We start from the raw sequence: 12,764 nt of genomic DNA on the forward strand, positions 1-12,764 counted from the left end.
TACAACTTTATCAAACAACGGTTAATTGACTTAAGTCAATCAAATAAGGCATGTTTTATATCACAAATGCTCATAATTGACAAACACAATAGCAAAATAATTGTTTGCAGAGTCTCATTCTAAGCATTCGATAAAAAAAGGTGATTATTGGCAGCGCTGACAAACACCTGAAAGCTCAATAATGCTTGACTGAGTGGCAAAATTGGTTGATTGCTCAACCTCATTTAGCATGGTCTGGATAGATGGGTGGCTAAACTCTTGCACCTCGCCACAGCATCGACAAACCAAAAAAGCGGCAACATGGCGATCGGTGGGCTGAGAACAAGCAAAAAAAGCCTTGCTGGAATTTAATTGATGAACCAAGCCATGCCTGAGCAAAAACTCCAGACTACGATATACAGTTGGCGGTGCGACGACTTTTTCGCTCGCTGCTTGCAGCAAATCCAATAATTCATATGCCCCAATGGGCTGCGCGGCAAGTAAAATCAAACGATACACTTGCTCTCGCAGCGCAGTAAAACGTAAACCTTGCGCTTGGCAATCCTGTTTTATCTGAGTAATCTGTGCTTCAACCTGCTCGGCCGTCATGTGTGGCATACACATGGACATAGATAGATGGCGACAATTTGCGTCGTAACTATGGGCTGATTGAATAGAATTTCTAGCTGATTGAATAGAACGTTGGGTCATATCACATAAAATCATCAATAACTATCAAATTACTTTAGCATGAAAACCGCATAATTTGTCTGAGAAATTAGTGGTTCGGCTATAAAACTACCCGACAATATAACAAGTCTAATAACACACTATTCATAATGACTGACGATTAACGTCAGCGTAGATAAAACAACCTTTAGCAAAATTTTTAATCAAGATTCTGCTATACTACTTTCATCATTCCTGCCCATAATCACCTAGCCCTTATTTTGCTATGTCAAAACCTGCCAAGCCATTTGACCCACAGTCTATCCAACAATCCATCAACAAGCAGTCATGGCTGATACTTGGGCTGGTTGCCATCGGGATTGTATGGGATGTTTGGCAAGGCAATAGCCAGTATGCGGTGAGTAAAAATCTGCTAGCCGGTAGTGTGCTAGGGTGGGTGAGTCAAATCATCTTTGCTAAAATTTCCCTGAGCAAATCGGGCTATCAGCAGCGTCGTCAAATTGTTCATCGTTTTTACCAAGCGCATATGGCAAAGTGGGTGTTGACCATTGTTGGGTTTGCACTGATTTTTTTGCTGTTAAAACCGCTAAACGCCATTGCGGTATTCGCGGGGTACTTAATTTTGCAAATGAGTTACCTCATTATCACTTACCGAAATCCTTGGTAAAAAAAGGCTATTTACAATTATTTGGTAATAACAGAAATAACCTAAACTAAATCACAAATAAATCCATTTAATCCTTTACAAAAAGGTAACAGTTGAATTAATATAGTGAAAATTTTTTAAAGGTGCGATTGCTCAGCGCTAATTGGCTAAAAAGAATTAGTTTTCAAGCAATTGCATATATGTTTTACTGATGACCCACTTATTTGAGTCAAGCAAAACACAGTAGGTCGATAGCCTATATTATTACGTTGATAAACAATCCGTTTATTCACGGTTCATCACCTTAGTTAAGCAGATTGCTTAAACGCCTCGATGTGCCTTTGACGTCATGTTTGCACTTCTCATTGAGTATCATCAGCTCAGTTAGATACGATTATAGTGTTAAGTTACAAATTTTTGTGATTAGACAAAATATCTGACGCTAACTCCCTCTATTATCGGCTCAATATAAAAAAGAAGTTAAGATTATGGCAGAAGCAAACGCAGAAATTACTTCAAATGAGTATATCAATCACCACTTGACAAACTGGACTTTCGGTAATCACCCAACAGAAGGTTGGATAGTTGCCGAAACCAAACAGCAAGCTTCTGAAATGGGTTTCAATGCGATTCATTTAGACTCAATGCTGTGGTCGATTGGTTTAGGGGTTCTTTTTTGTGCCATTTTTTATATGGTGGCAAAAAGAGCGACCTCGGGTGTACCCGGCAAAATGCAAGCTTTTATTGAAATGATTGTGGAGTTTGTTGATAGTAACGTTCGTGATACTTATCATGGCACATCAAAAGTTATTGCGCCATTAGCACTGACAATTTTTGTGTGGATTTTTTTGATGAACTTCATGGATCTTCTGCCAGTTGATTATTTGCCTGTCATTGCACAAAAAATTGGTGGTCTGCTAGGACATAACCCACACCATGTTTACATGAAAGTCGTACCAAGTACCGACCCAAATGTGACGCTTGGTATGTCGTTCTCAGTATTTGCACTGATAATTTTTTATAGTATTAAAGAAAAAGGTTTTGGCGGTTTTATTGGTGAATTAACCCTTCATCCATTTAGCGCAAAAAACCCAATTGCTAAAATCTTATTGATTCCAGTGAACTTTATCCTAGAGTTTGTAACTCTAATCGCAAAACCTATCTCACTTGGCTTACGACTTTTTGGTAACATGTATGCAGGTGAATTAATTTTTGTGTTAATCGCCCTTATGCCATTTTGGATTCAATGGGTGTTATCAGTACCGTGGGCAATCTTCCACATTTTAGTAATCACTTTGCAAGCGTTCGTTTTCATGATGCTAACCATTGTCTATCTTAGCCTTGCATCACAAACTGAACATTAATTTCAAAACAGTAATGAGGATACATCAATGACTCTAGAAGGTATGACCGTTCTTGCCGTTGCTTTGCTAATCGGTTTAGGTGCACTAGGCACAGGTATTGGCTTTGCAATCTTAGGTGGCAAATTCTTAGAGGGCGTCGCTCGTCAACCAGAACTAGGTTCACAATTGCAAACTCGTATGTTCATCGTGGCAGGTCTTCTTGACGCCGTACCGATGATCGGTGTTGGTATTGCAATGTTATTGTTATTCGCAAATCCTTTAGCAGGTTAATAGGTACACTATCAGTACAATGTCCACATCATCTTATGTGGACAAGGATTGAAGAAACTTAATTAACGAGGGATTCTAAGTGAATATCAATGCAACCCTAATTGGACAATCGATTGCATTCGCCATCTTCGTGATGTTTTGCATGAAGTTTGTGTGGCCGCCTTTGGTTGCTGCTATTTCGGATCGCCAACGTAAAATCGCAGATGGCCTAAATGCTGCCGAAAAAGCCAAAGCAGACTTAGCAACTGCATCACAAGCTGCAGAGCAAGAGCTTATCGCAGCAAAAGCAAAAGCCGCTTCACTCATTGACCAAGCGAACAAAAGCGCCAATCAAATGATTGAAGATGCCAGAGTGCAAGCACAAGTGGAAGGCGAACGTATTCGTCAACAAGCGCGTGAAGCAATTGATCAAGAAATTAATAAAGCCCGTGAAGGTTTACGCGCGCAGGTTGCAGAACTTGCCGTACTCGGTGCCGAAAAAATCTTACAAGAAAAGGTCAATCCAGAAACTCATGCCAATATGTTAAACCAATTGGCAGCCAAGTTATAAGTAGCAACCGTACAGTGAGGATATGATGGCTGATTTATCAACCTTAGCAAGACCCTATGCAAAAGCAGCATTTGATTATGCTAAAGAGCACACGTCAGTCAATGAGTGGCAAGATTACTTAAACGTGATGAATGCCATCGTTAGTGATAAAGCATTTGCCGATTATATCAATAATCCAGCAGTTGCTGCACAAGCTAAAGTCGCTACTTTAAAAGACCTTTATAACCAAAGTTCACCTGAAGATAGCAATACCGTGTTTAAAACTTTAAGCACCGCTATTGAGGGTGGGGCACAAGCAGATTCCAATGCTTTTGTTAATTTTTTGACGCAACTTGCAGAGCAAGATCGTTTGGCATTATTACCCAGTATCAATGAGCGTTTTGGTTTATTAAAAGCCGCTGATGCAAAAGAAGTTCATGCATATGTCACGTCGGCATATCCATTAACGCAAGTGCAAGAGCAACTCATTGAACACCGACTTGCTACCTCCCTAGGCGCGAAGGTCGTACTACATGTCAATGTAGACCCTGCCCTAATTGCAGGTGTGACGATTAAGGTCGGTGACAAAGTAATCGATGACTCTGTACGTGGCAAATTAAAACAGTTAAAAACACAGCTGACGGCATAAATTTCAACAAAATTGATTCTAGTCAGTAAAAATTAAGGAACAGTGCAATGCAACAATTGAATCCAGCGGAAATCAGTAATCTGATTAAGCAGCGAATTCAAGACCTGACTGCGGGTGCCACAGCAAAGAACGAAGGCACTATTGTCATGGTATCTGACGGTATCGTACAGATTCATGGTCTTGAAGATGCCATGTACGGCGAAATGATTGAGTTTGAAGGTGGCGTATATGGTATGGCGCTAAACCTTGAACAAGACTCAGTCGGCGCGGTTGTTCTAGGTGAATACTTGAATCTCCAAGAAGGACAAAAAGCTTACTGTACTAGTCGTATTTTAGAAGTACCAGTTGGACCCGAGCTTTTAGGTCGTGTGGTAGATGCACTGGGTAATCCTATCGATGGTAAAGGCCCAATTAACGCCAAATTAACGGATAAAGTTGAAAAAATCGCCCCAGGCGTTATCGACCGTCAATCAGTTGATGAGCCAGTAATGACAGGTTATAAAGCTGTTGATACCATGATTCCAATCGGACGTGGTCAACGTGAGCTTATCATTGGTGACCGCCAAACTGGTAAAACAGCCATGGCAATCGATGCGATCATCGCGCAAAAACACTCGGGCATTAAATGTGTATACGTAGCCGTTGGTCAAAAACGTTCAACAATCGCAAACGTGGTACGTAAACTAGAAGAAACGGGCGCATTAGCTTATACAACGGTTGTGGTTGCATCTGCTTCTGAACCAGCAGCACTGCAGTACATCGCGCCATACTCTGGTTGTACTATGGGTGAATACTTCCGTGACCGCGGTGAAGATGCGCTTATCATTTATGATGATTTATCAAAACAAGCCGTAGCCTATCGTCAAATTTCATTGCTTTTACGTCGTCCACCAGGACGTGAAGCTTACCCAGGTGACGTATTCTACCTTCACTCACGTCTATTAGAGCGCGCTTCACGTGTAAGCGCTGAGTATGTAGAAAAATTCACCAACGGTGCTGTAACAGGTAAAACAGGTTCACTAACTGCCTTGCCAATTATTGAAACCCAAGCAGGTGACGTATCAGCATTCGTACCAACCAACGTGATTTCAATCACGGACGGTCAGATCTTCCTAGAGTCAAGCTTGTTTAACTCAGGTATCCGTCCAGCGGTGAATGCGGGTATTTCAGTTTCTCGTGTGGGTGGTGCAGCGCAAACTAAAATCATCAAAAAATTGTCAGGTGGTATCCGTACCGCATTGGCACAGTATCGTGAATTGGCAGCGTTTGCACAGTTTGCTTCTGACTTAGATGACGCGACCCGTAAACAGCTTGACCATGGTCAACGTGTGACTGAATTGATGAAACAAAATCAATACGCACCAATGAGCATCGCTGAACAAGCTGCGGTAATTTATGCCTCTAACGAAGGCTATCTAGCTGATGTTCCTGTCAACAAAGTGGGTGCGTTTGAAGCAGGTTTGTTACGTTACCTACGTGACCAACATGGTGATTTTATGGCAGACATTGATAACACTGCTAACTATAATGATGATATCGCAAACCAGTTCAAATTAGCGATTGAAAACTATAAGCAAAATCATTCATTCTAAGATTCAGTGAAATTTTAGAACTGCATTGTCATAGAACAAATGAACAAAGGGGTTATGATTACTTTGTTCATTTTTCCAAATTTCGTCCATGTTATATCAATGGGCGTGGACTGAAACTAAACATGGCTGTATGGATTATTTATGGCAAGTTTAAAAGAAATTCGAGCAAAAGTTGCTAGTATTAAAAGTACCCAGAAAATTACTCGCGCCATGCAAATGGTTGCAGCGAGTAAGATGCGACGTGCCCAAGAACGTATGCAACTAGGTCGTCCTTATGCTGATAGCATGCGTCGAGTGGTTTCTCATCTAGTTAAAGCTTCACCAGACTACAAACATCCTTACCTAGTACCTCGTGCGGTTAATCGTGTTGGCTATATTGTAGTCAGTTCTGACCGTGGTCTTGCAGGTGGTTTGAATATCAACTTATTCAAAAAATTGATGCAGCATGTCAAACAACAAAAAAGCCAATCTGTTGAAACGCGTTTTGCGGTGATTGGTCAAAAAGGCGTGAGCTTCTTTAAAACATTCGGTGGTACGGTGATTGCTGCGGAAACTCACTATGGTGACAACCCAAGCTTTGAGCAACTTAGTGTGCCAGTTCAAGTAATGCTTGATGCGTATAATCGTGGTGAAATTGATGAGATTTACATGGTATATAACGAATTTGTTAATGCCATGACCCAAAATCCTAGTGTGCAACGCTTAGTACCGATTGCGGCTGAGTCTTTGGTTGATGAAACGATGGCAAATCGTGAACATAGCTGGGATTATATCTATGAGCCAACTACCAAAGAGCTGCTTGATGGTTTGATGGGACGTTATGTTGAATCAATCGTCTATCAAGGTGTGGTAGAAAATATTGCTTCTGAACAGTCTGCACGTATGGTTGCTATGAAAGCAGCAACGGATAACGCAGGTAACTTAATTAACGAATTACAATTGGTTTACAACAAGCTGCGTCAAGCGGCGATTACCCGAGAAATTTCGGAAATCGTTGGCGGTGCTGCTGCTGTTTCATAATTGACCTACATTCAAGGAGAGCGTAATGAGTAGCGGTCGTATTGTACAGATTATTGGCGCGGTTATTGACGTTGAATTTGACCGTCAAAGCGTACCAAGAATTTACGATGCCTTAAAAGTTGAAGGCACAGAAACTACATTAGAAGTACAACAACAATTAGGTGATGGTATCGTACGTACTATTGCCATGGGTTCTACTGAAGGTCTAAAACGTGGTCTACCAGTTAGCAATACTGGCGCACCAATCTCTGTACCTGTGGGTAAAGGTACACTAGGTCGTATCATGGACGTTTTAGGGCGCCCAATCGACGAAGCAGGTCCGGTAGAGCATAGCAACACTTGGGCGATTCACCGTGAAGCGCCAAGCTATGATGAACAATCAAACTCTACTGAACTTTTAGAAACCGGTATTAAAGTAATTGATTTACTATGCCCATTTGCTAAAGGTGGTAAAGTCGGTCTGTTCGGTGGTGCGGGTGTTGGTAAAACCGTTAACATGATGGAACTTATCAATAACATCGCAAAAGCACACTCAGGTTTATCTGTATTTGCCGGTGTAGGTGAGCGTACTCGTGAAGGTAATGACTTCTACCACGAGATGAAAGACTCAAACGTACTTGATAAAGTTGCGATGGTATATGGTCAGATGAATGAGCCACCAGGAAACCGTTTACGTGTTGCCCTGACAGGTTTGACTATGGCGGAATACTTCCGTGACGAAAAAGATGAAAACGGTAAAGGTCGTGACGTATTATTGTTTGTTGACAATATTTATCGTTACACACTAGCGGGTACTGAAGTATCAGCATTATTAGGTCGTATGCCATCTGCGGTAGGTTATCAGCCAACGCTTGCAGAAGAGATGGGTGTACTACAAGAACGTATTACTTCAACCCAATCAGGTTCTATTACTTCGGTACAAGCGGTATACGTTCCTGCCGATGACTTGACTGACCCCTCACCCGCGACAACCTTTGCTCACTTAGACGCAACAGTAGTATTGAGCCGTGATATTGCCTCACAAGGTATTTATCCAGCGGTTGACCCACTAGACTCAACGTCACGTCAGTTAGACCCACTGGTCATTGGTGAAGAGCACTATGCTGTTGCTCGTGGCGTTCAAGAAGTATTACAACGCTTTAAAGAATTGAAAGACATTATTGCGATTTTGGGTATGGACGAATTATCAGAAGATGATAAATTAGTAGTATACCGTGCACGTAAAATCCAACGTTTCTTGTCACAACCTTTCCACGTTGCAGAGGTATTCACCGGCTCACCAGGTAAATACGTACCAATCCGTGAAACCATTCAAAGCTTTAAAGCAATCTTGAATGGTGAGTATGATGACTTGCCAGAACAAGCATTCTACATGAAAGGTGGTATTGAAGAAGTAGTTGCTGCCGCAGAAAAACTACGCGGCTAATTTCTCAATCAAACCCTGTTAGTTTAAACTATATTAACAGGGTTTTATCAACCTAATTTTGCAATACCATAGGAGAGAACTGTGGCAACTTTACAATGTAATGTCGTCAGTGCGAAAGAAACTATCTACTCTGGTGAGATTAGCATGTTAATTGCTACTGGTGTAGAAGGTGAAGTCGGTATTTTGCCAGGACATATTCCTTTTATTACGCTATTAAAACCAGGCACTATGCAGATCAAAACCAGCAATGGCAATGATGAAATGGTGTATGTATCAGGTGGCGTTTTAGAAGTACAACCGCATTTAGTGACGGTATTGGCAGATACGGCAGTACGTGCGAATGACTTAGATGAAGCTAAGATTTTGGAAGCACGTCGTCATGCAGAACAAACCTTGCAAAATCAAAAAGCCGATATCGACACCTCTGCAGCATTGGCAGCATTGGCAGAATCTTTGGCACAATTGCAAACCTTACAGAAATTCAAAAACCGTGCCTAATTTTGATGCGGATGTGTTTAAAGACAGTGGCTATGACCACTGTTTTTTTATGGGTGCTTAAAGATATAAGTGCTTAAAAAAGGGGTAATTACAAATTTGCTAATTAACCTCAATTCGACATAAGAAAGGATAAAAAAAGAAGTCCAACATGCTAAAGTAAGTTCACCACAAACACCTTTAACCAGGACTTCTTACATGGACAATCTTGTAGAACTTTACTGCCACATCGACGACTTTTGCAAAGCCTACACAGCCGAGCAACAGCAGAAAATGCTAAAACTAAAGAGCAACAGCAGTAAAAAGCCACGCAACAAACCATGCAAAATAAGTTTAGCAGAAATCATCACCATCTTGGTACTATTTCATCAAATACGCTATCGAGAATTTAAAGCCTTTTACTATGGCTATGTCTGTCAATGGCTAAAAAATGCCTTTCCAAGACTACCAAGTTACAACAGAATGGTAGAGCTGATGGAAAAAGCCGTATATCCCATGTGTGACTACCTACAATTCTTAATGCAAGGCAACTGCACAGGGATTAGCTACATCCACTCAACCAGCCTAGCGGTTTGTGATAACCACCGTATCAAACGCAACAAAGTCTTTGCCGATACAGCAGGACGAGGAAAAAGCAGTATGGGCTGGTTCTTTGGCTTTAAATTACACGCCATCATCAACCACCGAGGTGAACTCGTGAATCTTACCGTAACAGCGGGCAATGTTGATGACAGAAAGCCTGTCAAACAACTGTGTGAAAACCAAGTCTTTGGTAAACTGTTTGGCGATAAAGGCTACATTGATAAAAAGCTGACCGCTTGGCTAGACGAAAACTTGGATGTTGAACTGATTACCAACGTCAAAAAGAATATGAAAGCTAAAGACATTGCTTGGTTAGATAAGCGATTGCTTAAACGCCGTTTCTTGATTGAGACGGTGTTTGATGAGTTAAAGAATATTTGCCATATCGAGCATTCAAGGCATCGTAGCCATGTTGGGTTTATGAGTAATTTGGTGGCAGGGCTGATTGCTTATTGCCATGAGCCCAAGAAGCCGACACTTAAAAATGTGCTGATTGAACCTTTCGTCGCTAAGATTGCTTGTTAATTCAAAGCCTTAGAGTATGGCTTATGTCGAACTGGGGTTAATTATTTTTTAAACAAAAGTTAGCAAAAAAATTTTATCAATTATTGAATCAGTCATTTAACAGATAACCTTATATCTTATGCTTTTCCATCTTATTATATGTGGTATTTATACTTTTTTATGTTTAGTTACGTTTTAACAATATTAAATTGGCTATTTTTTCGCTAAATTAATCCAATTATATTGTAGTAGTACAGGCAATGCGTAAACTTTCATTACTTATTGCTGATAGATAAATAAAGATATATTCTGATATAAGTATTAAGAGTATGTATAAAATTTTTTGGAGGAAATTATGTCAGAAGAAGAGTTGATACCCCGCGTATTGATTGTAGAGGATGATGAGCGTCTTGCCACCTTGACCCAAGATTATTTGCGTAAAAATGGTTTAGATGTGGCAATTGAAACTGACGGTAACCGTGCGATTCGTCGTATCGTGGCTGAGCAGCCTGATATGGTGGTACTTGATGTGATGCTGCCAGGTAGTGATGGTTTGACGGTATGTCGTGAAGTACGTCCTCATTTTCATAACCCTATCTTAATGCTAACCGCGCGTACCGAAGATATGGACCAAGTATTAGGTCTAGAAATGGGTGCGGATGACTATGTGGCAAAACCCGTTCAACCGCGTGTGTTATTAGCGCGTATCCGTGCGCTATTGCGCCGCTCTGATACCGCGCCAACTGATGAAGTGCCGCAGCGCCTTGAGTTTGGCGATTTGGTCATTGATAACGGCGGTCGTTCGGTTACTTTGAACGATGAGCTTGTTGACTTTACCAGTGCGGAGTATGATTTGTTGTGGTTGTTGGCATCCAATGCAGGTCGTATCTTATCGCGTGAAGATATTTTTGAACGTCTGCGTGGTATTGAGTATGATGGTCAAGACCGCTCGATTGACGTACGTATTTCTCGTATCCGTCCAAAAATTGGTGATGATCCAGAAAACCCAAAACGTATCAAGACCGTTCGCAGTAAAGGTTATCTGTTTGTCAAAGAAAACTAACATAGTATTGATAAACACCGTATCGATAAAAAAGTCAGCATCAAGCTGGCTTTTTTTGTCGCTGTGTATTTTGCTACTTAGCAATTGAAAGGTTTTGGACAACAATTTACTACGTTACTAGACAGTTGCCTCACCGTTTTTCATGAATTTTACATTGTAATATTAATTTTGCTAGGTAATAATACCGCTATTATCTATTGACCTTAACCCTAGATTTTTATGTCGCTATTATCGTCCTTAAACCAGTCTATTTTTCTGCGAATTTATGCAGGTCTGTTATTTATCTGTTTGTTGGTTGCATTTTTTGCGCAACTGCTTATCACCACTATCAATGCAGAGCGGGTACAGACTTATCGCGAGGATATGGCATCAGCGGCATTTTATCTCATTGATTCAGGCTTGTCGCGCCAAGTCACTGCCCAAGAGCGTAATTTTTGGCTCTCTGATGTCAGTACTTTATTTGATACCAAGTTTAATATTGAACCGACTTCAAAAGCAGATTTTAGAACCAGCGAAATCAATCGACTCAATAAACAACAAGCCGTAGTACGTTTTAATAGCGATACCAATACGGCTGAGATTTATCATAAAGTCTCGGGCGAGAATAACGTGTTGCATGTGAGTTTTAATAAACTCAGTGAGCAACAAATCAAAGGGATAGGCGTATTGCTGCTCGATGATTTGTCTTACTATCGTACTTTGGCAGAAAAACAGCAACGCTTGCAACAAATTCAAAAATTTTTCCCTTTTAAGCTCACCTTGCAATCCATTAATAAACTTCAACTTGATACCGACCAAAAAGCGCGCCTGTATCGCAAAGACATCGTGATTATGTTCCGTGACAATACCAGTGTAGAGAATTCATCGATTCGGGTATTAGCACCGACTGAAATCCAAGATACCGTGGTGGATTTGGGACCCATTCCGCTATTTAACTGGTTTCCGCTTAATCTGATTATTAGTATCACGCTCATTAGTATGTTCTTGATTAGTCTAGGGGTGTATGCGCTGATTTTCCCATTAGAGCGTAAATTGCAGCTTATTCAAAGCGGTATCACCAAAGTGCGCGAAGGTAAGCTCAATACCAAAGTAAAAGTCGTGGGCGAAGATGAAATTGCCCATTTAGCCGCAACCTTTAATAGTATGACTGAGCACATCCGCCGTTTGATTGAATCCCAGCGCGAGTTGACCCGTGCCGTATCCCATGAGCTGCGCACCCCAGTAGCACGTATCCGTTTTGCGGTGGATATGCTGGCTGATACGGATGATTATGACGATCGGATGAGTCAGCGTGATTATATCGACCAGGATATCGAATCGCTCAATGGCTTAATTGATGAAATTTTGACCTATGCCAAGCTTGAAGAAGGCTCACCCAAAATGGACTGGGAAGATGTCGATTTGCAAGAACTCGTGTCGCAGATTGTCCGCGAGACCAATGCGCTTGGTAAACCTGTCACCGTTAAAGTAGGCAACATGCAAAAAGGTGCGTTTGCACAAGCCGATAGACGCTATTTACACCGCGTGTTGCAAAACTTGGCAGGTAATGCCACCCGTTATGCCGAAAGCACTATTATCATCTCAGCAGGCTTAGAAAAAAATGAGGCCTTTATCAGTGTGGAAGATGATGGACAGGGTATTCCAGAAAAAGACCGTGAAAAAGTCTTTATCCCATTTGCGCGTTTGGATGATAGTCGTACCCGTGCCTCGGGTGGTTATGGTCTTGGCTTATCAATCGTGTCTCGAATTGCGTTTTGGTTTAACGGCCGGATGTCAGTGGATGAAAGCCCGACCTTGGGTGGGGCGCGATTTATCATGAAATGGCCAAAAAGCCAGCTAGCTTCAAGTATTGAAGCGGATGAAATTACCCAAAAAAGTAGCTAGAAAAAATACACGCAAGCGCAAGGGTCATAAGCTCGTTACCAGTGATGCTTGCAAATTTGCTCAGACTCGGC

The 12,764-nt window shown here is 41.4% G+C and carries 13 protein-coding genes; 12 read left to right on the forward strand and 1 reads right to left on the reverse strand.

The window, feature by feature from the left end; translation table 11 throughout:
- Positions 1-144: 144 nt before the first annotated feature.
- The gene (locus ACAM39_RS00265) at positions 145-597 is read right to left on the reverse strand and encodes a Fur family transcriptional regulator (RefSeq protein ID WP_369627792.1); all 453 of its coding nucleotides are present in this window, start codon (positions 595-597) and stop codon (positions 145-147) included.
- Positions 598-934: 337 nt separating this feature from the next.
- On the opposite strand from ACAM39_RS00265, the gene ACAM39_RS00270 reads away from it, so the two are divergent.
- The 12 genes from ACAM39_RS00270 to ACAM39_RS00325 all read left to right on the forward strand — a co-directional run bounded on the left by ACAM39_RS00270 (position 935) and on the right by ACAM39_RS00325 (position 12,693).
- Positions 935-1,336 (forward strand): ATP synthase subunit I, encoded by a 402-nt coding sequence (locus ACAM39_RS00270; RefSeq protein ID WP_219332074.1) that lies wholly within the window; start codon positions 935-937, stop codon positions 1,334-1,336.
- Between the two features lie 467 nt (positions 1,337-1,803).
- A complete protein-coding gene (atpB, locus tag ACAM39_RS00275; RefSeq protein ID WP_007115819.1) occupies positions 1,804-2,679 on the forward strand; it encodes a F0F1 ATP synthase subunit A in 876 nt (291 codons plus the stop codon).
- A gap of 27 nt (positions 2,680-2,706) precedes the next feature.
- Positions 2,707-2,949 (forward strand): F0F1 ATP synthase subunit C, encoded by a 243-nt coding sequence (gene atpE, locus ACAM39_RS00280; RefSeq protein WP_007115820.1) that lies wholly within the window; start codon positions 2,707-2,709, stop codon positions 2,947-2,949.
- Between the two features lie 79 nt (positions 2,950-3,028).
- Complete coding sequence (locus ACAM39_RS00285; protein WP_036594652.1) at positions 3,029-3,499, forward strand: F0F1 ATP synthase subunit B; 471 nt, start codon at positions 3,029-3,031, stop codon at positions 3,497-3,499.
- A 25-nt stretch (positions 3,500-3,524) separates the two neighbouring features.
- Positions 3,525-4,127, forward strand: a complete 603-nt coding sequence (locus ACAM39_RS00290; RefSeq protein ID WP_007115822.1) for a F0F1 ATP synthase subunit delta — start codon at positions 3,525-3,527, stop codon at positions 4,125-4,127.
- 47 nt (positions 4,128-4,174) lie between these two features.
- Positions 4,175-5,719, forward strand: coding sequence for a F0F1 ATP synthase subunit alpha (gene atpA, locus ACAM39_RS00295; RefSeq protein WP_369627793.1), 1,545 nt, complete (start codon positions 4,175-4,177; stop codon positions 5,717-5,719).
- Positions 5,720-5,860: 141 nt separating this feature from the next.
- Positions 5,861-6,739 (forward strand): F0F1 ATP synthase subunit gamma, encoded by an 879-nt coding sequence (gene atpG / locus ACAM39_RS00300; RefSeq protein ID WP_065253550.1) that lies wholly within the window; start codon positions 5,861-5,863, stop codon positions 6,737-6,739.
- A gap of 25 nt (positions 6,740-6,764) precedes the next feature.
- Positions 6,765-8,165, forward strand: coding sequence for a F0F1 ATP synthase subunit beta (gene atpD / locus ACAM39_RS00305; RefSeq protein WP_007115825.1), 1,401 nt, complete (start codon positions 6,765-6,767; stop codon positions 8,163-8,165).
- Positions 8,166-8,246: 81 nt separating this feature from the next.
- The gene (locus ACAM39_RS00310) at positions 8,247-8,663 is read left to right on the forward strand and encodes a F0F1 ATP synthase subunit epsilon (RefSeq protein WP_065253551.1); all 417 of its coding nucleotides are present in this window, start codon (positions 8,247-8,249) and stop codon (positions 8,661-8,663) included.
- A 195-nt stretch (positions 8,664-8,858) separates the two neighbouring features.
- Positions 8,859-9,767, forward strand: coding sequence for an IS982 family transposase (locus tag ACAM39_RS00315; RefSeq protein WP_369627794.1), 909 nt, complete (start codon positions 8,859-8,861; stop codon positions 9,765-9,767).
- 334 nt (positions 9,768-10,101) lie between these two features.
- Entirely contained in the window at positions 10,102-10,809 is a 708-nt protein-coding gene (locus ACAM39_RS00320; RefSeq protein ID WP_007115827.1) for a response regulator, read from the forward strand.
- Between the two features lie 219 nt (positions 10,810-11,028).
- A complete protein-coding gene (locus ACAM39_RS00325; protein ID WP_369627795.1) occupies positions 11,029-12,693 on the forward strand; it encodes an ATP-binding protein in 1,665 nt (554 codons plus the stop codon).
- Positions 12,694-12,764: the final 71 nt, after the last annotated feature.

This window comes from Moraxella sp. K02 (assembly GCF_041154755.1).
In the GTDB taxonomy this organism is placed as follows: domain Bacteria; phylum Pseudomonadota; class Gammaproteobacteria; order Pseudomonadales; family Moraxellaceae; genus Faucicola.